Here is a 22,618-nt window from a genome sequence, read left to right as displayed (position 1 = left end):
CTTCAAAGCAACCGCTTGACCGCCGCGGCAATCGCGTGGCGGTCTATGCGGGCGTCCGCGAGCTGTTCCTCAGGCGTCGCCGACCCGGGCAACCCGGTCACGGCGAGCTTCACCACCCGCGGGCCGAGCTCGCTGACGGCGTCCAGCACGGCGTCGCCGAGACCGCCCTCCAGCCGGTGATCCTCGACCGTGATCAGGTTGCCCGTCGTCGTGGCCGCCTCCACCAGCACCGCCGCGTCCACCGGCTTGACCGAGTACAGGTCGATCACGCCGACCGGGACGCCGGCCGCCTGCAGTTCCTCGGCCGCCGCCAGCGCCTCGTGCACCGTGATGCCCGCCGCCACGATCGTGGCCCGGTCGTCGGGCGAGCGCCGCAGCACCCGCGAGCCGCCCACCGGGAACCGTTCGCCCGGCGGGTAGATGACCGGGGTCTCCCCGCGCGTGGTGCGCAGGTAGGACACCCCTGACACGTCCGCCATCTCGACGGTCAGCGCCGCCGCCTGGTTGGCGTCGCACGGGTACAGCACCGTGCTGCCGTACACCGCCCGCATCATGGCCAGGTCCTCCAGGCCCATCTGCGAGGGGCCGTCCTCGCCGATCGAGACGCCGGCGTGCGAGCCGACCAGCCGGATCGACGCCTGGCTCACGCCGGCCATCCTGATGAAGTCGTGCGCCCTGGTCAGGAACGCCGCGAAGGTGGCCGCGTACGGGGTCCAGCCGCGTACCGACAGGCCGACGGCCGCCGCCACGAGCTGCTGCTCGGCGATGTACATCTCGAAGAAGCGCTCGGGGAACGCCTCGCCGAACTCCTGGGTCTTGGTCGAGTCGGCCACCTCGCCGTCCAGCGCCACCACGTCGCCGCGGGCCGCGCCGAGCGCCGCCAGCGCAGCGCCGAACGCGCTCCTGGTCGCGGCCTTCCCGCCGACCTCGTACTCGGGCACCGTCGCCGGTCGCGTGTCGAAGTGGAACGGCTCCGCCTCGCCCTCCGGGGGGTGCACGTCCACCCGGACGCTGCGCGGGCCGCCCAGCTCGTCGATGGCCTTGTCGGGATCCTTGAGCGGCTTGCCGTGCGCGCCCTCCCGGTTCTCGACCTCGGTGACCCCCTCGCCCTTGCGGGTCTTGGCCAGGATCGCGGTGGGACGTCGGCGGGTGTTGCAGGCGTCCCCGAGCGCGAAGTCGATCTGCCCGGGATCGTGCCCGTCGATCTCGATCGTGTGCCAGCCGAAGGCGCCGAAGCGGCGCGCGTACGCCCCCGTGTCCCATCCGTGCCTGGTCGGGCCGCGTTGTCCCAGCCGGTTCACGTCCACGATCACGACCAGGTTGGCCAGCCCCTCGGCCCCCGCGTGCTCGGCCGCCTCCCAGATGGACCCCTCGGCCAGCTCACTGTCACCGCACAGTACCCACACCCGGTACGGCAACCGTTCCAGCCGTCCCGCCATGGCCACGCCCACGCCCACCGGCAACCCCTGCCCGAGCGAGCCCGTGGCGACGTCGACCCAGGGCAGCCGGGGGGTGGGGTGCCCCTCCAGCCTGCTTCCCCTGTGCCGGAACGACAGCAGCTCCTCGTCGTCGATGACCTTCGCCGCCTTGTAGAGCGAGTAGAGAAGGGGGGAGGCGTGGCCCTTGGAGAAGATCAGGTGGTCGTTGCCGGGGTTGTCGGGGCGGTCGAAGTCGTACCTGAGGTGGCAGGCGAACAGCACGGCCATCAGGTCCGCCGCCGACATGGACGAGGTGGGGTGCCCGGAACCGGCCGCCGCGGCGGCGCGTACGGAGTCGACGCGCAGTTGCGCGGCCAGTTCGGTCAAATACTGGAGATCGCGTTCAGGCATCAAGACCCTCCTCGTGAGTTTCACGCCGCCTACCCCCTGGGCGCGGCTTAACTCGGGCTTGACGCCACCTGACCCCATTTATCCACAGTTGAAACATCCCTCGCGGGGCGGCCCGGGTCGGGGTGTCAGGTGTCGAAGCGGCGGCGGGCCGCCTCGATCTCGCCGAGGTGGCGCTGCGTCCAGTGGCACATCGCGTCGACCGTCGCGCGCAGGGCTCGCCCCGGCTCGGTGAGGGTGTACTCCACCCGCGGCGGCACGGTCGGATACACCTCCCGCTCGACCAGCCCGTTGCGCTCCAGCATGCGCAGGTTCTGGGTGAGCATCTTGTGGCTGATGCCCTCGACCTGGTCGCGCAGCTCACCGAACCGCAGGGTGCCCTCGCCGATGGCCTCGATGATCAGGAACGCCCACTTGTTGGCGACGTCCGAGAAGATCTCCCGTGCCAGGGAGTCGGCCCGTCTCAGGTCCGCCTCGCCGTCCGGGCCCTTGAACTGCTTGGTCACCATGAGGTTCCCCAGTCACTGAAAAGTGCGTTCTTCCACGTCAGCGGACACTCTCCTACAGTTCCTCAGTAACCACAAGAGACTGTGAGGCGGCCGCGCACGCGTTCCGGCCGCCCGTGTTCCGAGGAGGCGCACCACCATGCCCGTCACCCTGCTGAACCCCGAGGGGCTGCCCGAGGTCGACGTCTACCACCAGGTGGCGGTCGCGTCGGGGACGAGGCTGGTCTTCGTCGCCGGCCAGGTCTCCTGGGACGCCGACGGCACCACGATCGGCGCCGGCGACCTCACCGCGCAGGTCGAGCAGTGCTACCTCAACCTCGCCACCGCCCTGGCCGGAGCGGGCGGCACGTTCGACGACGTGGCGAAACTGACCGTCCACGTCGTGGACTGGACCCCCGACCGGATGGCCGCCCTCCTGGAGGGGATCTCCCGGGCGAAGGCGAAGCTGGGGGTGACGTCGACCCCACCGGCGACCCTGCTGGGAGTCGCCGCCCTGGCCGTCCCCGACCACCTGGTCGAGATCGAAGCCACCGCCCTCCTCCCCTGACCGGGCAATGCCGGAGGCGATGTACTGAGAACCAACTGAGAAACGTCGTTCAGAACCCACTTCTCAGTTTCTCTCAGTGAAGTGAAGCCCTCGCGGCCCGGTGACGGGGACGTCCTCGGCGAGATCCACGGTCCGTTGTGTGCGCCGAAGGTCGCCGAGGGCGGGATCGAGGAGCGGCGCGGCAAGTGGCGCGGCATTCTGGCCGAGGGCGGGGACCCGATCCCCGGCGTCGCAGGCACACCGCTTCCACGCCAGGACGGCCGCCTTCAGGCGCGGTCGTGGAGGGTGACCTGGTAGCCGTCGGGGTCGGCGAAGGTGAAGGTGCGGCCGAAGGGGCCGTCGATCGGTGCGGAGACGATGGTGTGGCCGTCGGCGACGAGGGCGTCGTGGATGGCCTGGACGTCGGTGGCGTGCAGCCAGATCGAGGCGCCGATGCCGGGCTGGGCCACGGACGCGAGATCGGTGCCGGGGACGACGTCGCGCAGGGCGAACGCGATCGGCTTCGTCTCGAAGACGACGGCGTGCGGAGGCCCGGCCGGCGAGCGGACGAGGCCGAGGTAGCGCTCGTAGAACGCCTGTGAAGCGCCGAGGTCGCGCGCCTGGAGCGAGATGAAGTCGGGGCCGGTGACGGGCATGGTGATGCTCCTTCTCTTCATGTCAGGATACTGACACGCAGCAATGTATGTCAGAATACTGACATGAGTCAAAGCGGTGGCGGCATCGACCTGGACAAATCGCTGGGCTACCTGCTGAAAGAGGCTTCGAGCGCCCTGCGCGCAGCCATGGAGGAGGTGCTGCGGCCGCTCGGGATGACCGTGACGCACTACTCCTGCCTGGAACTGCTGGCCCAACGGCCGGGCCTGTCGAACTCCGAGCTCGCGCGTGGCGCGTTCGTGACCCGGCAGTCGATGAACGTGCTGCTCCAGGCCCTGGAACGAGACGGCTACGTGACCAGGCCCGCGGCTGCGCCGGTCGGGAAGGCCCTTCCGGCGCGGCTCACGCCCAGCGGCCGGCGGAGCCTGGAGAAGGCGAGCGCGGCGGTCCGGTCCGTCGAGGTCAGAATGCTGGCCGGGATGAACGAGACCGAGCAGTCGGACGCCTTCCGGATCCTGCGGAGCATGATTCACTCCCTGCGCGACGGTGACGACGCATAGCTCGGCGCTCCGAGGTGGCCCGCCTTCGCCGCCGGGTCAGCGGTTGAGTCGGCGGGCCGCCGTGACCGCCGCGACCACGCCCCCCGCCGCCAGCATCACCGCGCGCCGGTGCTGGGACAGCCACAGCTGGGGGCTGTGACCGTGTGAGCGCTGGTCGAACGTCCCGTGCGCCCCGTAGTCCTCGTCCTCGTCGGCCGGCTCCCAGAGGTTGGACACCCCGCTCGGCTGCTTCTCGTCCGTCTGCTGGGACTTGATGCCGGTCCTGGCCAGGTACCGGTCCACGAGGGCGGGGGCGACGCGCTGGGCCAGGACGGTGGCCGCGGTGCTGGCGCCCACCCAGTACTCCTTGCGTCCGGGGTGCTCGGCGGCGTAGACGATGGCGCGGGCCGCGACCTCCGGCTGGTAGATCGGGGGGACGGGCTGGGGGTGCCGCCGCAGCTTGGACAGGACCCACTCGAACTGAGGGGTGTTGACCGCCGGGAGCTGGACCAGCGTGACCTCGACGCCGCTGCGGTCGGCCAGGAGCTCGGTGCGCAGCGACTCGGTGAAGCCCTTGATGGCGTGCTTGGCCCCGCAGTACGCCGATTGCAGGGGGATGCCGCGGTGGCTCAGGGCCGAGCCGACCTGGACGATCGTCCCGGCGTTGCGGGGGCCCATGAGGTCGAGGGCGACCTTGGTGCCCCACACGTAGCCGAGGTACGTCACCGAAGTGGTACGGGCGTACTCATCCGGCGAGATGTCGGCGAACTTGGCGAACACTGAGGAGAAGGCGCAGTTGATCCAGACGGAGATCGGTCCCATCTCCGCCTCGACGCGTTCCGCCGCCGCCTTCACCTGCTCGTACTCGGCCACGTCCGCCTCGTAGACCCGCGCGTCCCCGCCCGCGGTCCCCACGTCCACGGCGGCCGCGCCGAGGCCCGCCTCGCCGCGTGCGACCAGGGCCACGCGGGCGCCGCGGGCGCCGAGTTCGCGCACCACCGCCCGTCCGACCCCGCCGCTGGCGCCCGTCACCACTACCACGCGTCCTCGAAGGGATGCCATGTCGACTGTCAGCCTGCCTCTCCCGTTCCTCGTTCCTTCTGCCGCCGGATCGCCATGGCGATGTCGATGATCGTGACGATGAACAACACGATCGCGATCCCCGCCATCACCGGCGCACCCGCTATGAGCCCCAGCACCGTGAACGCGAAGAGGAACACCAGGATGAACGACCCCACCCTGATGTGCACCACGTCGCGCGGTGTGGCGGGCACCATGGGGTGCCCCTTCCGGTCACCCTGCTCGTACCATCTACCGTCATCCGTGTTCTCAGGCATGCCGCTCACCTGCCCGTCCTGTTTGTTGCCTAACGTCCTGGGTAGCCGCCGTGCGTGCCCGAGCTGCGTCCGAGTGATCAGAGTGAGCCGGGGATCGTCAGGCGTCGCCGCGGGCGAGGCTTCAGCTACGAAGGACCGGACGGGCGGCCGGTGCGCGACAGCGCGACACTGCAGCGCATCCGGTCGCTCGTCATCCCCCCGGCGTGGAAGGACGTGTGGATCTGCCCGTCCCCGCGCGGCCACCTCCAGGCCGTCGGCACGGACGCGGCCGGACGCCGGCAGTACCGCTACCACGACCTCTGGCGCGAGCAGCAGGACAAGGCGAAGTTCGACCACGTGCTGGAGGTGGCCGAGCGCCTGCCCGCCTTCAGGCAGGCCGTGGACGACCGGCTCAAGGGCCGCGGCCTGACCAGGGACCGGGTGCTCGCCGCCGCCGCCCGCCTGCTGGACATCGGGTTCTTCAGGATCGGCGGCGAGAGCTACGACACCTACGGCCTGGCCACCCTGCGCATGGAGCACGTGACGTGCCGGAACGGCATCGTGACCTGTGCCTACCAGGCCAAGGGGGACATCTCCCGCGAGGTCGAGGTGGCCGATCCGGGGGCGTGCACGGTGCTGCGTTCGCTCAAGGCGCTCGGCGCGGAGGGCGAGCTGCTGCGCTACCGCCGTCCGAAAGGCGGGTGGGAGGACGTCAGGAGCGAGGACATCAACGACTACCTGCGCGAACTGATCGGGTGCGAGGTCACCGCCAAGGACTTCCGCACCTGGCACGCGACCGTCCTGGCCGCCGTGGGCCTGGCGGTCTCCGGACACGCCCGGGGGAGCGGCACGGCCAGGAAACGGGCGGTCACCCGGGTGATGCGGGAGGTGGCCGAGTATCTGGGCAACACGCCGACCGTGGCGCGGGCGTCGTACGTGGACCCGCGGGTGGTGGAGGCGTACGACCAGAACAGGACGATCGCCGCGGCCCTGACGGAGCTCGGAGCCGACACCGACTACGGCCAGCTCGCCACGCACGGGACGGTGGAACGGGCGGTCATAGACCTGATTCGCGCTGTTTGAGCCGTTAATCCCCGGGCATGCGGCGACAATGGAAGGAGACAGACGATGGAAGCTCCGCAGTACGTCGCGGCCCGCGTCCAACGGGCGCTGGCCGAGGACGGACGCACGAACGAGCTCGGCATACGGGTCGACGTCCGCGGCGACCAGTTGTTCCTGCGTGGTCAGGTGAGCGGAGCCGAGCAGCGCGACAGGCTCGGCCAGGTGGCGCGGGAGATCGCGCCCGAGCTGCACCTGCACAACGAGATACGCGTGGTCGACGTCTCGGTGCCGGGGGAGGATGAGCATCTTGACTGACCTGCGAATAGCGGCGGTGGGCGACATCCACCTGGGCGAGGACGTCAGAGGCCAGTACCGGCGCAGGCTTGAGGGCATCGAGGAACGCGCCGACGTGTTCATGCTCGCGGGCGACCTCACCCGGCACGGCACGCTGGAGGAGGGGCGGCTCGTGGCCGACGAGCTGCGCGGCCTGCCCATCCCCACCGTGGCCGTCCTGGGCAACCACGACTACCACTCCGACCTGCAGTACGAGATCGCCGCCGAGCTGCGGGACGCCGGCGTCATCGTGCTCGACGACGACGGCACGGTGATCCAGTGCGGTGACCGGAAGCTGGGCGTGGTCGGCGGCAAGGGGTTCGGCGGCGGGTTCGCCGGCAAGAGCGCGAGCGAGTTCGGCGAGCGCGAGATCAAGAACTTCATCTCCCACACGCGCTACATCGCCGAGGCGTGGAAGGTCGCGCTGAAGGAGCTGGTGGCCGACCAGCGCGTGGTGCTGTCCCACTACTCCCCGATCAAGGAGACGCTGGAGGGCGAGCCGCTGGAGATCTACCCCTTCCTCGGCAGCTACCTGCTGGCCGAGGCGGTGGACACGGCGGGGGCCGACCTCATCCTGCACGGGCACGCCCACAAGGGCACGGAGAAGGGCACGACCTCGGGCGGCATCCGCGTCCGCAACGTCGCCCTGCCCGTCCTCGGCAAGGCGTACGGCGTCTACTGCCTGGAAGAGCCCGGCAACGACTACGACGACTGACGGCCCTCACAGCACCCGTGCGGCGATGACGCACACGTCGTCGGTGGCGCTGTCGGCGCCGAGCCGTTCCAGCACGCAGTCGATCATCTGCTCGGGATCGTCCCCCACGCACGCGTGCGAGGCCCGGACGAGCGCGGCGACCCCCGCGTCCAGGTCCTGACCGCGCCGCTCGACGACGCCGTCGGTGTACATGAGCAGGGTGTCGCCCGGTTCGAGCTGGGTGACGGTCATGCCGAACTCGGCCGCGTCGAAGGCCCCCAGCAGGGTGCCGGTGACCCCCTCGATCGGCTTCCCCTGCCCGTCCCTGATCAGGACGGGCGGCGGGTGCCCGGCGTTGGTCCAGGCGAACGTGCGCCGCTCGGGGTCGAAGTGGCCGATGATCGCGGTGCCGGTGACGGTGATGCCCTCGTTGGAGTGCACGATGAGGTCGTTCAGCCAGGTGGCGAGCCGGCCCGCGGGAGCGCCCGTGTACGCCAGCCCGGCCAGCCCCGAGCGCATCTGCAACATGATGCTCGCGGCGGTCAGGCCGTGGCCCATGGCGTCGCCGATGGCCAGCAGGACGCGGCCGTCGGTGATCAGACGGGCCTTGAACCAGTCGCCCCCGAGACTGGCCAGCTCCTCGCCCGGCAGGTAGCGCACGCCCACGCTGAGCCCCGGCAGGCTGATGAGCCCCCGGCGGATCGGCAGGATCGTGTCCTGGAGCTGGACGGTGATCCGGTGCTCCTGCTCGGCCCGTTCCTTCTCCTTGGTCGCCTGCTCGTGCGCCACGGCCAGCGCGCGTTCCCTGCGGCGGTTCTTGGTGACGTCCTGGACCAGGGAGCGGACCTTGATCGGCACGCCGTCCCCGTCGAGGATCGGCTCGCTGTAGACGCACAGGTGGCGCACGCCGTGCCGGTGCTGGATGCGGAACTCGTTCTCCACGGCCTCGCGGAACTCCAGCAGCGTGCGGATCTGCTCGTCCATGAGCGGCAGGTCGTCGGCGACCACCACGCTGGGCAGCTCTTCCAGGGCCATCGGGCCGTCGGCGCGGTCGCGGCCGAACATCTCGTACATCTGAGGCGTCCACAGTGTGCGCTCGGTCGCCAGGTTCCACTCGCCCCAGCCCAGCTCGGCCAGGCGCTGCGCGCGTTCCCAGCCGGAGACCAGCAGTTCCTCGTCGTCGAGGATGCGCCAGGTCACCAGCAGACCCTCGTCCACGCGCGAGGCACGCACGCTCAGGGTCGCCGGCCACAGCCGGTAGTCCATGGCCTCGACGAACTCCATCGGCATGTGGTGGAGGGGCTCGCCCGTCTCGTACACGGCGATGTAGTCGTCGAGCAGGCCCGAACCGGCCACGCCGGGGCTGACCGCCAGAAGGCGGCCCCCGGCCAGGTCGTCGGCCGTACGTCCGGCCGGGGTCCTGGCGTGCTTGTTGGCGGCCAGGACCAGGAAGTCGACGACGCGGCCCGCGTCGTCCTGGACGGGGGTGAGGAAGATGGCCGAGGCGTGCACGCCCGCCAGCATGCCGCGTACCCATTGGGGCACCTCGGGCTGTTCGAGCTCCTGCTCGGGCAGCGGTTCGATGCCCCTGGCGACCTCGGTCAGCTCCAGACCGCTGTGCTGGGCCATCCTGGCGAGTTGCTCCGCGGCCTCGCCTGGGCGGATGTTGAGCCGGGTGGCCAGGCGGGCCGTGGCCTCGTCGAGGATGGCCTGGGAACGCAGGTGGCGGCGCAGGTGAGCGAGCTGCTCACGGACCCTTGCCGAAGCCGCGTTCATTTCGTAGCGGCTGAACGGCGGAAATCTGCTCACTCGCTCCCCATGCCCGATCAATCGGGATTGAGGGCTGGTGCTGCTGATATTTCGGTAAACCTAGGTGTTCCGCTGGGCCGTTCTCGAGGTTCGGCCCAGCGGACGGTCGCGGACGGGGTCCAGGGCGGCGCGTCCGCCCTAGACATTGAAGATGCTGACCCCACCCGGCCCCACGAGGAAGCCGAGGACGATGAGCACGATCCCCCAGAGGAGGTCGCGCCGGGCCAGAATCACGTAGATCCCGGAGATGACGAGGATTACAGCGATGATCCAAAGCAAAGTAGCCATGCCACGGCAACTGCCCCCACGCGCGACTCCTTAACATGTTTTTCTCCGCAGTAACGGGCAGGTGGGGATTCATGACGACATTCGGCTATTTCTTGTCGTGCGAGGAACACAGCCCCCAAGAATTGGTACGCCAGGCCAAGGCCGCCGAACGCGCGGGTTTCACGGCCTTGTGGATTTCCGACCACTTCCACCCCTGGCTGGACGAGCAGGGCCAGGCGCCCTTCGTCTGGTCCGTGATAGGCGCGCTGGCCGAGGCGACCTCCCTGCCCATCACCACAGCCGTCACCTGCCCGCTCGTCCGTACGCACCCGGTCGTCATCGCGCAGGCCGCCGCCACCACGGCGGCGCTCACCGGCGGACGCTTCAGGCTGGGCGTGGGCACCGGCGAGGCGCTGAACGAGCACGTCGTCGAGTCCCGCTGGCCGCCGCTCGACGAACGTCTGGAGATGCTCGAAGAGGCCGTCGGGCTGATGCGCGAGCTGTTCACCGGCAGGCTGGTGACCCACCGGGGCGCGCACTACCGCGTGGACACCGCCCGGCTCTACACGCTCCCCGACGAGCCCGCGCCCATCCTGATGTCGGGGTTCGGCGAGAAGTCGACGACGCTGGCCGGACGGCTGGCCGACGGCTACATCTCCACCGCGCCGGACGCCGGGTCGGTCACGATGTTCCGCGAGGCCGGCGGCGGCGACAAACCGGTGCTAGGCGGGCTCAAGGCCTGCTACGCCGCCGACGAGGCCACCGCGCGCAAGACCGTCCACCGCCTGTGGCCCACGCAGGGGATCAAGGGTGAGGCGTCGCAGCTCCTGCCGCTGCCACGCCATTTCGAACAGCTCGCCGAGTCGGTCACCGAGGACGAGGCCGTGGGCGGCAGCCCGGTCGGCCCCGACCCCGAGGTCCACGCGCGGGCGATCAGGCAGTACGTGGACGCCGGCTTCGACGAGGTCTACGTCAACCAGATCGGCCCCGAGCAGGACGCCTTCTTCGACTTCTACGAGCGCGAAGTGCTCCCGAGGGTGCGCTAGCCGGCCGACTTCATCAGCTTGGCGTAACCGAGCTGCAGCCAGTCGGAGATGGCGACCGCGGTCATCGTGGCGCCGACGAGCCTGGTCACCCTGGGGGCGAAGACCAGGCCGACGGCGTACGCGGTGGCCGCCCACTGGGCCAGGCAGAACGGGCAGGCCAGCAGCTCGCCCATCGGCCCGCGCGGCTCCTCCTGGACCTCCGAGGGGCCGCCCTGGCCCTCGTACCTGGTGAAGGGCGCCCGCAGGGGGCTCATGACCGGGTCCTTGGCCAGGCGCCGGGAGACCTTGTGCGTGCAGGCCGCCATGAGCGCGAGGTCCAGGACCCCGACCCGCTCGGGCAGCTTCCTCTTGGTCAGCACGGTGGCCACCACCGCGCCGGCCACCCCCGCCCCGTACGTGGCGAGGATGCCCATGTAGCCGCCCAGCGGCCGATCGTGCCCGTTGCCGTACGCCCGTTCCGTCTTCTCCAGCATCTCGGTCATAGGGTGTGGCGCTACCCTCAACCCCCGTCCCTACGCCCTGTCCCTATGCGCTGTCCGCAACGCCTACATGACGATCGTGCGGGTAGCCCGGAACCATGAGCAGCCATGGCCATGCGGTCACCGACGCCATCCTTGACACGTTGAAGCGCGCGAGCTCCGGGCTGAAGGACGCCGGGGTGAAGTTCGCGCTGGCCGGCGGCTGCGCGGCCTACGCCAGAGGCGCCGCCCCCTCCCTGCACGACGTCGATTTCGTCCTCACCGAGCACGACGTGCCCGCCGCGCTGGAGGCCCTGCGCGGGCTGGGCTTCCAGACGGCCAAACCGCCGGAGGACTGGCTGGTCAAGGCGTACGACGAGGGCCGGCTGGTCGATCTGATCTTCCGGGTCTCCGACCACGAGATCACCGAGGAGTTGCTGGACCGGGCCGAGCCGCTGAAGGCGTCGGCGGTGATCGTGCCGGTGCTGGAGGCCACCGACCTGGTCATCTCGTGGCTGCTGCCGCTGTCGGAGCACGCCTGCGACTACGGCGCGCTGCTGGCCCAGGTGCGGGCGCTGCGCGAGCAGGTCGACTGGTCAAGGGTGGTGGCGGTGACGGCGGACTCGCCGTACGCGACGACGTTCGTCACGCTGCTGGAGCGGCTGGGCGTGCTGAGCGAGCCGGTGGTGGCCGGCGGCGAGAGCCGGTGGCCCTGACGGAGGCGGCCCGGAACGGGCGGAGGGCCGCGTCCTTCTCGGACGCGGCCCTCCTTCTAGGACGGACTGCCCTTCTGGGGCAGACGTCCAGGGTCACCCGCCGTAGCGGCCGTAGTAGTCACCCAGCCGCGTACGGTACTCGGGCTCCTTGTACCTGCCCTCGTCGAACTCGGGCGCGTCCTTGATCTCGGCCTTGGTGCGCGCGACGTGCACGTTGCGCTCCTGAGGGTCGATGCGCGTGACGACCTGCGCCGGCAGCATGACCTTCTTGCCGAAGATCCAGGGACCGGTGTCGACGATGATGTAGCTCTCGCCGACCTCGTACGTCGCCTCGTCGACGGACCCGATCTTCCCGTCGGTCGCCTGGACGTGGTACCCCACGAGATCCAGACTCTGACCCCGGTCATAGACGTCAGCACGATAGTTCCAGAGCTCCATTGGGCTCTCTTCCTCTCTTCTTCCGTCTTTTCTCGGGCAAGACCTCCGCTACCCGGACAGACTCCGGTAAACCCCCCACAAAGCGTCGGTGGTGGCGGATACGATCCGCGTCACGGACTGGAAAGGGGGCCGGATGACTGTCGGCGAAGCGCAGGAGTGGGCCCCCGCGGGCGTCGATGTCACGCGTCCCAGCGTGGCCCGCCTGCACGACTGCCTGCTGGGCGGCGTGGAGAACTTCTCCGTCGACCGTTCGGTGGCGCGCCGGCTCAAGGACGCCGTGCCCGAGGTGGTCGACCTGGTCTGGTGCAACCGGGCCTTCATCGGGCGGGTCGTCGACTTCCTCGTCCGCGAGGCGGGCATCAGGCAGATCATCGACCTCGGCGCCGGGCTGCCCACCATCGAGAACACGCACGAGGTCGCCCAGTTCGCCGACCCCCGTACCAGGGTCGTCTACGTCGACCTCGACCCCATGGTCGAGCCGCACGCCCGCGCCATCCTGAGCGGCAACCCCAACGCCACCGCGATCACCGCCGACGCCCGCGACGTCGAGGCCGTGCTCGGCCACCCCGAGCTGGGCCGCCTGATCGACCTCGACCAGCCCACGGCCCTGCTCGCCGTCGGGCTGCTGCACCTGTTCCCCGACGCCGACGACCCCCACGGCCTGGTCCGGCGGTACGTCGCCGAGCTCGCCCCTGGCAGCCACCTGGCCGTCTCCAACATGCTCGCCTCCGAGAACCCCAAGGCCAAGGCCCTGGAGACCCTGCTCCAGGCCACCATGGGCACCGGCCACTTCCGCGACCGGACGGCGATCGAGGCGTACTTCGACGGGCTCGTCCTGGTCGAGCCCGGGGTGGTGCACTTCCCGGAATGGCACCCCGACGAGCGGCTGCCGGGCCCGCTGGCCCCCTGGGAGGAACTGCTGCTGGGCGGCGTGGCCCGCAAGCCGTAATCCCGGTGCGCCTCATGACCGGTGACGGCTAGGGTGTCGCCCATGCCGCGTCGTCTCCTCATCTGCTCCCCGCCGCCCGCCCTCTAGCGGGCGGCGGCGTTCCAGGAATTTCCGGGTCTGACGGATCCGGGGGTGGTTGCTGCCCGCACACGGGCCCATTCCGACCACTCCATCCGGAGAACTCCTGTCATGACCCCTGTCTCCGCCCGCCGTGGCGCCGTCTACGTCTCCGTGGCCGCCACCGCCTGGGGCACCGGCGGCGCCGCCGGCGCGCTGCTGTTCGAGTCCGGCCATCTCGGTCCCATCGGCGTCTCCTTCTGGCGTTACCTGCTCGGCGCCGCCTTCCTCCTCGCGCTCACCCGCCGCCCGTGGCGCCCGCGGCGGCTCACCTGGCACGTGCTGCCGGTCGGGGCCGGCATGGCCGTCTACCAGACGGCGTACTTCGCGGCCATCGCCGGCTCCGGTGTCGCGGTCGCGACCGTCGTGACCATGGGCGCCACGCCGATCTTCACCGCGATCGGCGGGCGCCTGTTGCTGCGCGAGCCGCTGGGACCGGTCGCCCGCGCCGCGCTGGCCGCCGCGCCGGCCGGGCTCGTCCTGCTCACCTGGGAGTCCGTCGTCCGGGCCGAGGCCCCAGCGGGCAGCGGGGCCGGCATCGGGTACGCCCTGCTCTCGGCCGCCGGGTACGCCGGCGTGACGCTCTTCTCCCGGCGCCACAGGACCGACCCGCAGGGCACGGCCGTCGGCGGCTTCGTGGTCGGGGCGGCCTGCCTGGCGCCCTTCGCCCTGCCGGCGGGCGTGCTGCCCGAGCTGAGCGTGTCGTCGGCGGCGCTGCTGCTCTACCTGGGCGCGGTCCCCACGGCCCTGGCCTACGGCCTGTTCTTCCGCGCGCTCACCGCGCTGCCCGCCACCACGGTCTCGATCATCTCGCTCGGCGAGGCGGCCGGGGCGGCGCTGATCGGCGTCGTGCTGTTCGGCGAACGGCTCACGCCGCTCGCGTGGGGCGGGTGCGCGCTGCTGCTCGCCGCCGTCGCGGTTCTCGCGCTGAAAGCGGATACGGAGATGTGAGGTCCAGGGCCCGTGATGAGTTAAGGTCCGGTACGGCGACGCTTGCCGTATCGTCGCTCCGCTCCCTCATTTCGGCTTAAGGGAACGGCGCCGGCGAAACGTGCGTTGGAGGAACTGTGGCCTCGATAAAGGGAATGTTCAGGAACCTCCTGGATCGTCCGGGCGGGGTGAACCTGACCCCCTATCTGAAGATCGTCAAGGCGGCGGACGAGCGCGCCGACCGCATCGGGAAGCTCGAAGAGCTGCCGACGCCGGCCATGGACGATCTGGCCGAGTTCTGCGCCGTGGTGCGCGAGGCCGCCGACCGCACTCTCGGGCTCAGGCCGTACGACGTGCAGTTGCTGGGCACGCTCGCCCTGCTCGACGGCAAGGTGGCCGAGATGGCGACCGGCGAGGGCAAGACCCTGTCGGGCGCCATGGCCGCCGCCGGTTACGCGTTGCAGGGCAAGCGCGTCCACGTGATGTCCGTCAACGACTACCTGGCCAGGCGCGACGCCGAGTGGATGGGCCCGCTCTACGAGTCGCTCGGCGTCACCGTGGGCTGGATCGACCAGAACTCCACCCCGGAGGAGCGCCGCGCCGCCTACGCCAAGGACGTCACGTACGGGCCGGTCAGCGAGATCGGGTTCGACGTGCTGCGCGACCGGCTGCGCACCGACCCCGCCGAGATCATCGTGCCCGCGCCCGAGGTGGCGCTGATCGACGAGGCCGACTCCGTTCTGGTCGACGAGGCCAGGGTGCCGCTGGTGATGGCCGGCGCGGCCGACCCCGGCAGCGCGGTGCCGGAGATGGCGGCGCTGGTCCGCACGCTCGTCCGCGGCTACCACTACGAGATCGACGAGCAGGCGCGCAACGTCTACCTCACCCCCAAGGGCGCCGACAGCGTCGAGAACATCCTGGGCGTCGAGCTCTACGACGAGCACGAGCCCGGCACCCTCATCGAGCTCAACCTCGCGCTGCACGCCCACGCGCTGCTCGCCCGCGACGTCGACTACATCGTCCGCGACGGCAGGGTGCAGCTCATCAACCCCTCGCGCGGCCGGGTGGCGCTGCTCCAGCGCTGGCCCGACGGGCTCCAGGCGGCCGTGGAGGCCAAGGAGGCGCTGCCGCCGAGCGAGAAGGGCGAGATCCTCGACTCGATCACCGTCCAGGGGCTGATCCGCCGCTACCCGCAGATCTGCGGCATGACGGGCACCGCCGTCGCGGTCAACGAGCAGCTCGGCGAGTTCTACGGGCTCAAGGTCGCGGTCATCCCGTCCAACCGGCCGTGCGTGCGGCAGGACGAGCCCGACCGCGTCTACCCGACCGTCCCCGACAAGGACGCCGCGCTGGTCGAGGAGATCCAGGAGATCCACGAGACGGGCCGGCCGATCCTCATCGGCACCCTCGACGTGGCCGAGTCGGAGAACCTCGCCAAGCTGCTGCAACGCCGCGGCATGGAACCGGTCGTGCTCAACGCCAAGAACGACGCCGAAGAGGCCACGATCATCGCCAGGGCGGGCGAGCGCGGCGCGATCACCGTCTCCACCCAGATGGCCGGCCGCGGCACCGACATCCGGCTCGGCGAGGGCGTGGCCGAGCTCGGCGGCCTCTACGTGATCGGCTCGGGGCGCCACGCCAGCAGCCGCCTCGACGACCAGCTCCGCGGCCGGGCCGGCCGCCAGGGCGACCCCGGCGGCTCGGTCTTCTTCGTCAGCATGACCGACGATCTGATCACCCAGTTCGTCCCCGACGAGCGCCCGCCCGCAGCCGACCCCGACGGCCTGGTGCGCCACCGGCGCGGCGCGTACATCGTGGGCCACGCCCAGCGGGTCGCCGAGGGCGTCAACCTGGAGATCCACCGCAACACCTGGCGCTACACCCGCCTGCTCGAACACCAGCGTGAGCTGATCCTCGAATGGCGTGACAAGGTCCTCCACGGCGACGCCGCCGCCAAGGCGCTGGCCGAGGCCGACGCCGGGCGCTGGGCCGAGCTGCCCGAGGACACCAGGGACGAGACGGCCCGCCAGATCGTCCTGCACGCCATCGACACCTGCTGGACCGAGCACCTGGCCTTCCTCAACGATCTACGCGAGGGCATCCACCTGCGCGCGCTGGGCCGGATGAGCCCGGTCGACGAGTTCCAGCGGGAGGCCGTGGCCGAGTACAAGGCGCTGCAGGCCGAGGTCGAACGCCGCTCGCTGGAGTCCTTCGAGGCCCCCGAGCCCGACCTCAAGCGCCCGTCGGCCACGTGGACGTACCTGGTGCAGGACAACCCGTTCGGCACGGAATGGGACCGGATCCTCAAGCGCGTGACGGCCGCCACGCGTCGCGGCTGACCGGCCGGGCGTACCTGACAGAAGATGACAGGTACGCCTGCCAGCATGGACGCATGACGACGAAAGCCAAGCTCATAGCCTTCACCCTCGACTGCGACGACCCGCGCGGACTGGCCGCCTTCTACCACGAGGTGACCGGCTTCGAGATCCAGTATTCGGAGGAGGAGTACGCGGCGATCGGCGACGGCTCCACCAACATCTACTTCGGCCGCGTCCCCGGTTACAAGCCGGGCACCTGGCCCAGCCCGGACAAGAAGTTCCACTTCGACTTCCGCGTCCCGGACCTGGACAAGGCGGTCGAGGAGTACATCGCGCTCGGGGCGGTCAAGCCGGAGTTCCAGCCGGGCGTCACGGAGGAGGGCACGCGCTGGATCGTGCTGCAGGACCCGGAGGGGCACCTGTTCTGCGTGGTTCCCGAGCAATCGTAAGCGCCGTGACGCCCCCGCGGAGGGCCAAGGATCAGCAACATGTTCGTGCAGGTGACAGCCGCATTTAGGTGATTAATCAGCCTAAAGAAGGATGGTAGTGCTCTGCTCGGCTCCTAAGCTGGAGCAATGCTCCTGCACGGATCCTTGCCCCTGCGCGGGCGCCGATGACCTGGGTCGGACTGCTCATCGCGCTGGCCGGAGCGCTGGGATACGCCCTCGGCGCCGCCCTCCAACAGTACGAGGCCGTGTCGGCGGGCGCCTCCCTCAAGCTGGTCCGGCGTCCCCGCTGGTGGATCGGCGGCGTGATCGGCTTCGCCGGGGCGTGCCTGCACGCCGTGGCGCTCAGTTTCGCGCCCCTGGTGGCCGTGCAGCCGATCAGCGTGGCCACCCTGGTGTTCGCGGTGCCGCTGGCCGCCTTCATGTACGGGCGCAAGCCGTACCGGGCGGAGATCCTCGGCTCGATCGCCGTGGCGGTGGGCCTGCTCTGGCTCATGCTGCTGGTGCCGCAGCACAACGTCGTCCCCCGGCTGAGCAGTGGCGCCGCGCTCGGCTTCCTGGGCGTCATCGCGGCGATCGCGCTGGTCTCGCAGCTGCTCGCGCGGCGCTTCCACGGGCCGGCGCGGGCGCTGCTGCTCTCGGTGGGCGCGGGCGTGGTGACGGCCAGCGTCTCGACGTTCGTCCGGGTGGTCGGCGGCGGGCTGGAGGGGGAGTGGGGCCGGCTGATCCACTGGTTCACGCTGGCCGTGCCGGTGCTGCTGGTCTGCGCCGTCGTGCTGCTCCAGCGCTCGTACGCGGTCGGCTACTTCGGCATCGCCTACGCCGGCGTCCAGGTCATCGACCCGATCACGTCGGTGCTGGCGGGGGCGATCCTGCTCGGCGAACCGCTGCCCACCAGCCCGTCCACGGCGATCCCCGCCCTGCTGGCCGGGGCGCTCACCATCGGCGGCACGATCACCCTGGGCCGCCTCACCCCCGACCACTCCAAGCCCGCCCCCGCCCCCGCTCCCGTGCCGCCGGTGCTCACCTCGGCGACGGTGGCCGCCGAGGCTGCGTCCCAGGCGGCGTCCAAGGCTGACTCCGAGGGCGCGGTCACCGGTCAGCGGCCCGCGTCCGGTCAGTGACCGCCTCCACCGGCGGACGCCAGGACAGCACGTCGTCCATCGAACGCAGCATCAGCTCGGGGCTGACCCGGCCCGCCACGGTGACGGCGAGGTCGCGCAGCCGTACGGCGACGGGGTTGCGCACCTTGGTCACCCGGCAGATCGTCATCGACTGCCGCACCACGGCCGACGTGCGCGCCAGCCGGGCGGCGGTGTAGGCGGCGAGGTCGCCGCCCGCCAGGTGCGCGAGCACCACGGCGTCCTCCAGCGCCTGGCAGGCGCCCTGGCCCAGGTTCGGGGTCATCGGATGGGCGGCGTCGCCCACCAGCGCCACTTTGCCCTGGTGGAGGGCGGGAAGCGGCGTCTTGAGGTAGTACACGTCGTTGCGGATGATCCGGGCGGGGTCGGCGGCCCGCAGCAGCGCCGGGATCGGCTCGTGCCAGCCGCCGAACCTGCGCAGCAGCTCCTCCCGCTCGTCACCGTGGGTGGCGCCCGCCGGTGACAGGTCGGTGGCGTACAGGTAGACCAGGTCGTCGGCGAGCTGGTGGACGCCGAACACGAGCCCCCTTCCCCAGCTCTCCGACCGAGGGATCGCCAGATCGCCGCGCGGGACGAGCGCCCGCCACGCCGTGACCCCCGCGTACGCCGGCCCCGGATGCCCGGGGAAGAGCGCCCGCCGCGTCGCCGAGTGGATGCCGTCGGCGCCCACGACGAGGTCGGCCTCGATCTCGCCCGCGTCCGTGCGCACGATCCCGCGTCCGGCGTCCACGCCCGTCACGGTGGTGCCCAGCCGCAGGACGTCCGGCCCCAGGGCGTCGGCGAGCACGTCCATCAGCGTGGCCCGCAGCATGACGACCACCGAGTCCCCGTAGCGGGCGTCGGCGTGTTCGGTGGTGGTGCGCGTCAGCCAGCGGCCGTCCGCCCGGCGCACGCCGAGCGGGCCCTCCACCGTGGACAGCTCGCGCACCCGGTCGCCCAGGCCCAGCGTGTCGAGCGCCTTCAGGGCGTTGGCGGCGATCGCGAGCCCCGATCCGACGGGCTCGACGGCGGCCACCCGCTCCAGGACGCTCACCTCCCACCCCTTGCGGCGCAGCGCCACGCCGCCGGCCAGCCCTCCGATGCCGCCGCCGATCACCACAGCCTTGGGCATGATCGCCTCCTTGGTTACTACGTCTGTAGTGTCACCGTACTACATCTGTAGTTCGGTGACACTACCCCTGTAGTATTCGGTCCGTGAAACGAGCGGAGACCGTCGCCGACACGGCCATCACCCTGCTGGCCGAGCGAGGCATGCGCGGCCTGACCCACCGCGCCGTGGACGAGGCGGCCGGGCTGCCGCCCGGATCGACGTCCAACCTGGCCCGCACCCGGGCCGCGCTGCTGGAGCTGACCCTGTCCCGGCTCACCGAGCTGGAGATGGAGGTCATGGCCCCGGCGTACGAGCCGGGGCCGCTCACCCTCGACGGCCTGCCCGCCCGGATGGCCGAGGTGCTGCGCGTGCAGCTGGACGACCGCCGGCGCACCCTGGCCCGCTACGAACTGGCCCTGGAGGCCACCAGACGCCCCGAACTGCGCGAGATCTACGACCGGGCGGGCCGCCGGTTCCGCGACCCGGCGCTCGCCATGCTGGCCGCCCTGGGGTCGAAGGACCCGGTGCGCCACGCCCGCCAGCTCGTGGCCTTCGGGGAGGGGCTGATGTTCGACGCGATCGCGGGCGCGGGCGCCGTGCCCACCCTCGACGAGCTCACCCTCGCGATGGCGGACCTGCTCGCCGGCATGCTGCGTGGCGAAGGCGCCGGCCTGCGTGAGGAAGGTGCCGGCCTGCGTGGCGAAGGTGCCGGCCTGCGTGGCGAAGGTGCCGGCCTGCGTGGCGAAGGTGCCGGCGGATAGGACCGCCGGCGCCTGCATCGCCGGTTCATGGCCTGTTCATGGCCTGTGCCGCGGTCTGTGCGCGACCTGCCGGCGGCCTAGTCGTCGCCGCCCGCGTCCTGGCCGTCCCTCGCGTGCTTGCCGCCGCGAGGCTCCCGGTGGTCGTCGGCCGCGCCGGCCTCGGGCGACTCGTCCTTGGGGGGTGCCTCATGCCTGCCCATACGGGGGGAACTCTCCTTCTCGTCGAACAACAGCTCACGGTGACCGTATGACTACGGTTACGTGCCCGGCAAGAGGTTGGTTCACGATCCACGGCACGAATTCGAGAAATATTCGCGTATAACCGGAAATCAGCCGGGACAGGTCGCGCGGTAGGGCACCTCGGGCAGGTGGCGGGCCCAGTCCGCCGCCGACAGGCCCCCGTAGCGGGCGCAGACCGCCGACGCCGGGTCGCCGGACGCGGGCGAGGGGGCCAGGTCCAGCGTGAGCACCGTCCCGCCCGCGGCCAGCACGCGCGCAGTGCGCCCGTCGCCCGCGAGCACCGCCCGCGCCGGCTGGTCCGCGCCGCCCACCGGCACCTGGCGCTCGGCCAGCAACGTGCGGTCGGGCACGCGCCACACCCGCACCCGGTCGTTGTCCGTCCCGGCCAGCAGCCGGCCGTCCGGGCTGAAGCGCAGGTGGCCGGGGGAGGGCCGCAGGCGGGTGCCGAGCACGGGCACGCCGTCCAGGTCGTAGATCTGGATGCCGGTCTCCTCGGCGATGGCCACCCGCTCGCCGTCGGGCGCGAACGTCGTGTACTCCCACGGCATGCGGTCCAGCCAGGGCGCGGGGGTGACGCGGCCGCCGCGCCTGATCGCCGAACGCCGGCCCTCGAACGTCAGCGCCACCCGGTCGCCGGGACCGGCCACGGCGTACTCGCCGACGAAGGCCGCCCGGCGGGCCCGCAGGTCCCAGGCCCACCGCTCACCCGACTGCCGGGCCGCCGCGAACAGCAGCCCGCCACCCGGGCTGAACCAGGCCGACTGCTCGCCCGGCGCGCCCAGCCCCCTCCCGAACGGCGGCCCGACGCCCCGCCCCGACGCGGTGTCCCACAGGTACGACCGGTCCACGCCCACGAACGCCAGCGTGCGCCCGTCGGGGGACCAGGCCATCGCCCGCACGCTCTGCTCGGGACCGTTCGTCTCGGCCAGCCGGCGGCGCCCGGGGACGTCGTAGACGCGTACCGTGGCGCCGGTCAGCGTGGCGAGCCGGGAGCCGTCGTCGCTGATCGCGTACAACGAGTGCGGCCCGGCCTCCGGGGCGGTGAAGACGTCCACGGCCGGGTCGGCCGCCGCCGCCGTCAGCGCCCGCCGCGCCTGCGGCACCTGGGCCAGGCGCCAGGCCGCCAGGCTCAGCCGGCGCGCGGTCACCGGGTCGGCCACCCGCAGCGCCTCGGCCCGCGACGCGGCCACCTTGGCCATCGCCTGCTCCAGCCGCCCGTCGGCGGCCCCGCGCTGCCACAGCGCGAGCAGCGCCGCCAGCACCGCGACCGACAGCAGCCCCGCCATGAGCGCCCGCCGCCTGCGCGCCCCGCCGCGGGCCCGTCCGAGGCCCTCGTCCAGGAAGGTCTGCTCGCCGGCGCTCAGGGTGACCCGCCGCCGCCCGCCGGCCGCCCACGCCAGCGCCCGGTCGAGGGGTTCTCCCTGGTAGAGGTCGGACTCGCGGCGCCCGCCCGCGTCCCAGGCCCGCGCCGCCCGGGCCAGCTCCCGGTGCACGGCCAGGCCGTCCCGCTCGCTGTCCAGCCACTCGTGCAGGCGCGGCCAGGCCCGCAGCAGCGCCGCGTACGTGATCGTCAGGGGCCCCCGGTCGGCGATCGTCAGGATGCCGGCCTTCCCGTACGTCTCCAGGACCCGGTCGATCGCGGCCACCTCGTCGGGGGCGCGTCCGGCGACCAGGTCGTCGCGGAGTGCGGGGGCCACGGTGTCGCCGCCGGAGTCGTCGAGCCCGACCAGGCGGAGGAAGACTTCGGGCACCAGATCCTGGTCTGCCCGGCAGAGCTGGAGGTAGATCGCCTCGGCGCGGGCGCCGAGCGGCGGGTCGTCGACGGGCTCGGGCGGCAGCAGGCGGCCGAGCTGCGACTGAGGGGCGTCGAGCAGGGACATGAGCAGGCCGCGGGCGTCCGGGCGCTGCTCGGGGTCGTCGTGGAGCGTGGCGGCGACCAGGCCGCGTAACAGCCGGTCGAGGCGCTCCCCGTTGCCTAATCGCTCGGTGAGCCCGTACGCGGCGAACAGCAGGACGCGCCCCCACGCCTGGACGTCACCGGCCGGGCCCGCCTCGGCGTCGGCCAGCCCCAGCCCCACCAGGCGCGGCCCGTCGGCGCCTAAGATGATCTTGTCGGGCGTGAGCGACCCGTGCACCGCCCCCGCCTCGTGCACCGCGGCCAGCGCGGTGGCCGTGGCGGCGGCCAGGCGGTAGAGGTCGTCGCCGGCGAAGGGGCCGTGCCGGTCGACGACCTGGCGCAGCGTCGGCCCCTCGATGTACTCGCTGACCAGATACGGCGGATCGCCCTGCGGGCACGCCTCGACCAGCCGCGCGGCGTGCACCGACCGCACCTCCCTGACCTGTGCGTACGCGCCCGGCCCGGGCAGGTGGAGCGCATGGCGACCGCCCGACTCGTCGTAGGCCTCGCGGACGGTCGTCCGCCCGCCGCCGTCGAGCCGGGCGCCGAGCCAGTAGCCTCCCAGCCGATCAGTCAT

25 protein-coding genes are annotated in these 22,618 nt (G+C 71.6%); 13 read left to right on the top strand and 12 right to left on the bottom strand.

Annotated features, from left to right (window positions below):
• Nucleotides 1-2: 2 nt before the first annotated feature.
• Entirely contained in the window at nt 3-1,829 is a 1,827-nt protein-coding gene (locus tag AB0J97_RS05480; RefSeq protein WP_364084839.1) for a transketolase, read from the bottom strand.
• A 125-nt stretch (nt 1,830-1,954) separates the two neighbouring features.
• Nucleotides 1,955-2,335, bottom strand: a complete 381-nt coding sequence (locus tag AB0J97_RS05475) for a helix-turn-helix domain-containing protein (RefSeq protein ID WP_364084836.1) — start codon at nt 2,333-2,335, stop codon at nt 1,955-1,957.
• 136 nt (nt 2,336-2,471) lie between these two features.
• On the opposite strand from AB0J97_RS05475, the gene AB0J97_RS05470 reads away from it, so the two are divergent.
• Nucleotides 2,472-2,879, top strand: a complete 408-nt coding sequence (locus AB0J97_RS05470) for a RidA family protein (protein WP_364084833.1) — start codon at nt 2,472-2,474, stop codon at nt 2,877-2,879.
• Between the two features lie 266 nt (nt 2,880-3,145).
• On the opposite strand, the gene AB0J97_RS05465 is transcribed toward AB0J97_RS05470, so the two are convergent.
• Nucleotides 3,146-3,514, bottom strand: coding sequence for a VOC family protein (locus AB0J97_RS05465; RefSeq protein ID WP_357699469.1), 369 nt, complete (start codon nt 3,512-3,514; stop codon nt 3,146-3,148).
• 63 nt (nt 3,515-3,577) lie between these two features.
• Here AB0J97_RS05465 and AB0J97_RS05460 point away from each other — a divergent pair, with 63 nt between their 5' ends.
• On the top strand, nt 3,578-4,033 hold the full coding sequence (locus AB0J97_RS05460; RefSeq protein WP_357699032.1) for a MarR family transcriptional regulator: 456 nt from the start codon (nt 3,578-3,580) through the stop codon (nt 4,031-4,033).
• Nucleotides 4,034-4,069: 36 nt separating this feature from the next.
• Here AB0J97_RS05460 and AB0J97_RS05455 read toward each other — a convergent pair whose 3' ends face one another.
• Both AB0J97_RS05455 and AB0J97_RS05450 read right to left on the bottom strand, forming a co-directional pair.
• Nucleotides 4,070-5,074 (bottom strand): SDR family oxidoreductase, encoded by a 1,005-nt coding sequence (locus AB0J97_RS05455; RefSeq protein WP_364084830.1) that lies wholly within the window; start codon nt 5,072-5,074, stop codon nt 4,070-4,072.
• A gap of 8 nt (nt 5,075-5,082) precedes the next feature.
• Nucleotides 5,083-5,358: a hypothetical protein gene (locus AB0J97_RS05450; protein ID WP_364084827.1), complete on the bottom strand. Its 276-nt coding sequence runs from the start codon at nt 5,356-5,358 to the stop codon at nt 5,083-5,085.
• 45 nt (nt 5,359-5,403) lie between these two features.
• Here AB0J97_RS05450 and AB0J97_RS05445 point away from each other — a divergent pair, with 45 nt between their 5' ends.
• The 3 genes from AB0J97_RS05445 to AB0J97_RS05435 are packed head-to-tail and all read left to right on the top strand — an operon-like array spanning nt 5,404 to nt 7,438.
• The gene (locus tag AB0J97_RS05445; protein WP_364084824.1) at nt 5,404-6,411 is read left to right on the top strand and encodes a DNA topoisomerase IB; all 1,008 of its coding nucleotides are present in this window, start codon (nt 5,404-5,406) and stop codon (nt 6,409-6,411) included.
• A 45-nt stretch (nt 6,412-6,456) separates the two neighbouring features.
• Nucleotides 6,457-6,705: a BON domain-containing protein gene (locus tag AB0J97_RS05440; protein ID WP_364084821.1), complete on the top strand. Its 249-nt coding sequence runs from the start codon at nt 6,457-6,459 to the stop codon at nt 6,703-6,705.
• A complete protein-coding gene (locus AB0J97_RS05435) occupies nt 6,698-7,438 on the top strand; it encodes a metallophosphoesterase (RefSeq protein ID WP_364084818.1) in 741 nt (246 codons plus the stop codon). Before AB0J97_RS05440 ends, AB0J97_RS05435 begins: the two co-directional genes overlap by 8 nt.
• Nucleotides 7,439-7,444: 6 nt before the next feature.
• On the opposite strand, the gene AB0J97_RS05430 is transcribed toward AB0J97_RS05435, so the two are convergent.
• Nucleotides 7,445-9,226 carry a SpoIIE family protein phosphatase gene (locus AB0J97_RS05430; RefSeq protein ID WP_364084815.1) on the bottom strand — a complete coding sequence of 594 codons (1,782 nt, stop codon included), beginning with the start codon at nt 9,224-9,226 and terminating at the stop codon, nt 7,445-7,447.
• A gap of 138 nt (nt 9,227-9,364) precedes the next feature.
• Nucleotides 9,365-9,514: a GPGG-motif small membrane protein gene (locus AB0J97_RS05425; protein ID WP_165959640.1), complete on the bottom strand. Its 150-nt coding sequence runs from the start codon at nt 9,512-9,514 to the stop codon at nt 9,365-9,367.
• A gap of 71 nt (nt 9,515-9,585) precedes the next feature.
• Here AB0J97_RS05425 and AB0J97_RS05420 point away from each other — a divergent pair, with 71 nt between their 5' ends.
• On the top strand, nt 9,586-10,539 hold the full coding sequence (locus AB0J97_RS05420) for a TIGR03557 family F420-dependent LLM class oxidoreductase (RefSeq protein WP_364084812.1): 954 nt from the start codon (nt 9,586-9,588) through the stop codon (nt 10,537-10,539).
• On the opposite strand, the gene AB0J97_RS05415 is transcribed toward AB0J97_RS05420, so the two are convergent.
• On the bottom strand, nt 10,536-11,021 hold the full coding sequence (locus AB0J97_RS05415) for a DUF1360 domain-containing protein (protein ID WP_357699048.1): 486 nt from the start codon (nt 11,019-11,021) through the stop codon (nt 10,536-10,538). The genes AB0J97_RS05420 and AB0J97_RS05415 overlap by 4 nt on opposite strands.
• Nucleotides 11,022-11,161: 140 nt before the next feature.
• Between AB0J97_RS05415 and AB0J97_RS05410 the strand changes: the two genes are divergently transcribed.
• The gene (locus tag AB0J97_RS05410; protein ID WP_364084808.1) at nt 11,162-11,713 is read left to right on the top strand and encodes a nucleotidyltransferase; all 552 of its coding nucleotides are present in this window, start codon (nt 11,162-11,164) and stop codon (nt 11,711-11,713) included.
• 93 nt (nt 11,714-11,806) lie between these two features.
• Here the strand turns inward: AB0J97_RS05410 and AB0J97_RS05405 are convergent, their stop codons facing one another.
• Nucleotides 11,807-12,094, bottom strand: a complete 288-nt coding sequence (locus AB0J97_RS05405; protein ID WP_352352063.1) for a PRC-barrel domain containing protein — start codon at nt 12,092-12,094, stop codon at nt 11,807-11,809.
• A 190-nt stretch (nt 12,095-12,284) separates the two neighbouring features.
• On the opposite strand from AB0J97_RS05405, the gene AB0J97_RS05400 reads away from it, so the two are divergent.
• From AB0J97_RS05400 to AB0J97_RS05380, 5 genes are all read left to right on the top strand, one after another.
• On the top strand, nt 12,285-13,100 hold the full coding sequence (locus AB0J97_RS05400; RefSeq protein WP_364084804.1) for an SAM-dependent methyltransferase: 816 nt from the start codon (nt 12,285-12,287) through the stop codon (nt 13,098-13,100).
• Nucleotides 13,101-13,289: 189 nt separating this feature from the next.
• Complete coding sequence (locus AB0J97_RS05395; RefSeq protein ID WP_364084801.1) at nt 13,290-14,168, top strand: EamA family transporter; 879 nt, start codon at nt 13,290-13,292, stop codon at nt 14,166-14,168.
• Nucleotides 14,169-14,302: 134 nt separating this feature from the next.
• Nucleotides 14,303-16,486: an accessory Sec system translocase SecA2 gene (gene secA2, locus AB0J97_RS05390; RefSeq protein WP_364084798.1), complete on the top strand. Its 2,184-nt coding sequence runs from the start codon at nt 14,303-14,305 to the stop codon at nt 16,484-16,486.
• Nucleotides 16,487-16,539: 53 nt separating this feature from the next.
• Nucleotides 16,540-16,914, top strand: coding sequence for a VOC family protein (locus AB0J97_RS05385; protein WP_364084795.1), 375 nt, complete (start codon nt 16,540-16,542; stop codon nt 16,912-16,914).
• Between the two features lie 164 nt (nt 16,915-17,078).
• A complete protein-coding gene (locus AB0J97_RS05380; RefSeq protein ID WP_364084792.1) occupies nt 17,079-18,035 on the top strand; it encodes a hypothetical protein in 957 nt (318 codons plus the stop codon).
• Here AB0J97_RS05380 and AB0J97_RS05375 read toward each other — a convergent pair.
• The gene (locus AB0J97_RS05375; RefSeq protein WP_364084789.1) at nt 18,004-19,164 is read right to left on the bottom strand and encodes an FAD-dependent monooxygenase; all 1,161 of its coding nucleotides are present in this window, start codon (nt 19,162-19,164) and stop codon (nt 18,004-18,006) included. The genes AB0J97_RS05380 and AB0J97_RS05375 overlap by 32 nt on opposite strands.
• Before the next feature lie 83 nt (nt 19,165-19,247).
• Here AB0J97_RS05375 and AB0J97_RS05370 point away from each other — a divergent pair, with 83 nt between their 5' ends.
• Nucleotides 19,248-19,904, top strand: a complete 657-nt coding sequence (locus tag AB0J97_RS05370) for a TetR/AcrR family transcriptional regulator (RefSeq protein WP_364084786.1) — start codon at nt 19,248-19,250, stop codon at nt 19,902-19,904.
• Nucleotides 19,905-19,981: 77 nt separating this feature from the next.
• Here AB0J97_RS05370 and AB0J97_RS05365 read toward each other — a convergent pair whose 3' ends face one another.
• Together AB0J97_RS05365 and AB0J97_RS05360 are read right to left on the bottom strand one after the other, a co-directional pair.
• A complete protein-coding gene (locus tag AB0J97_RS05365; RefSeq protein ID WP_357699066.1) occupies nt 19,982-20,104 on the bottom strand; it encodes a hypothetical protein in 123 nt (40 codons plus the stop codon).
• 129 nt (nt 20,105-20,233) lie between these two features.
• The gene (locus AB0J97_RS05360) at nt 20,234-22,618 is read right to left on the bottom strand and encodes a hypothetical protein (protein ID WP_364084782.1); all 2,385 of its coding nucleotides are present in this window, start codon (nt 22,616-22,618) and stop codon (nt 20,234-20,236) included.

It is taken from the genome of Nonomuraea sp. NPDC049607 (assembly GCF_040675375.1).
Lineage (GTDB): Bacteria > Actinomycetota > Actinomycetes > Streptosporangiales > Streptosporangiaceae > Nonomuraea.
Note: the sequence above shows the minus strand (reverse complement) of the source record. Positions and strands in the feature narration are given on the sequence as shown.

What these genes read in the sequence shown, in the direction of transcription:
- AB0J97_RS05480 (WP_364084839.1), bottom strand. Translation starts at nt 1,829, where the DNA reads ATGCCTGAACGCGATCTCCAGTATTTGACCGAACTGGCCGCGCAACTG.
- AB0J97_RS05475 (WP_364084836.1), bottom strand. Translation starts at nt 2,335, where the DNA reads ATGGTGACCAAGCAGTTCAAGGGCCCGGACGGCGAGGCGGACCTGAGA.
- AB0J97_RS05470 (WP_364084833.1), top strand. Translation starts at nt 2,472, where the DNA reads ATGCCCGTCACCCTGCTGAACCCCGAGGGGCTGCCCGAGGTCGACGTC.
- AB0J97_RS05465 (WP_357699469.1), bottom strand. Translation starts at nt 3,514, where the DNA reads ATGCCCGTCACCGGCCCCGACTTCATCTCGCTCCAGGCGCGCGACCTC.
- AB0J97_RS05460 (WP_357699032.1), top strand. Translation starts at nt 3,578, where the DNA reads ATGAGTCAAAGCGGTGGCGGCATCGACCTGGACAAATCGCTGGGCTAC.
- AB0J97_RS05455 (WP_364084830.1), bottom strand. Translation starts at nt 5,074, where the DNA reads ATGGCATCCCTTCGAGGACGCGTGGTAGTGGTGACGGGCGCCAGCGGC.
- AB0J97_RS05440 (WP_364084821.1), top strand. Translation starts at nt 6,457, where the DNA reads ATGGAAGCTCCGCAGTACGTCGCGGCCCGCGTCCAACGGGCGCTGGCC.
- AB0J97_RS05425 (WP_165959640.1), bottom strand. Translation starts at nt 9,514, where the DNA reads ATGGCTACTTTGCTTTGGATCATCGCTGTAATCCTCGTCATCTCCGGG.
- AB0J97_RS05420 (WP_364084812.1), top strand. Translation starts at nt 9,586, where the DNA reads ATGACGACATTCGGCTATTTCTTGTCGTGCGAGGAACACAGCCCCCAA.
- AB0J97_RS05415 (WP_357699048.1), bottom strand. Translation starts at nt 11,021, where the DNA reads ATGACCGAGATGCTGGAGAAGACGGAACGGGCGTACGGCAACGGGCAC.
- AB0J97_RS05400 (WP_364084804.1), top strand. Translation starts at nt 12,285, where the DNA reads ATGACTGTCGGCGAAGCGCAGGAGTGGGCCCCCGCGGGCGTCGATGTC.
- AB0J97_RS05395 (WP_364084801.1), top strand. Translation starts at nt 13,290, where the DNA reads ATGACCCCTGTCTCCGCCCGCCGTGGCGCCGTCTACGTCTCCGTGGCC.
- secA2 (WP_364084798.1), top strand. Translation starts at nt 14,303, where the DNA reads ATGTTCAGGAACCTCCTGGATCGTCCGGGCGGGGTGAACCTGACCCCC.
- AB0J97_RS05385 (WP_364084795.1), top strand. Translation starts at nt 16,540, where the DNA reads ATGACGACGAAAGCCAAGCTCATAGCCTTCACCCTCGACTGCGACGAC.
- AB0J97_RS05380 (WP_364084792.1), top strand. Translation starts at nt 17,079, where the DNA reads ATGACCTGGGTCGGACTGCTCATCGCGCTGGCCGGAGCGCTGGGATAC.
- AB0J97_RS05375 (WP_364084789.1), bottom strand. Translation starts at nt 19,164, where the DNA reads ATGCCCAAGGCTGTGGTGATCGGCGGCGGCATCGGAGGGCTGGCCGGC.
- AB0J97_RS05365 (WP_357699066.1), bottom strand. Translation starts at nt 20,104, where the DNA reads ATGGGCAGGCATGAGGCACCCCCCAAGGACGAGTCGCCCGAGGCCGGC.
- AB0J97_RS05360 (WP_364084782.1), bottom strand. Translation starts at nt 22,618, where the DNA reads ATGACTGATCGGCTGGGAGGCTACTGGCTCGGCGCCCGGCTCGACGGC.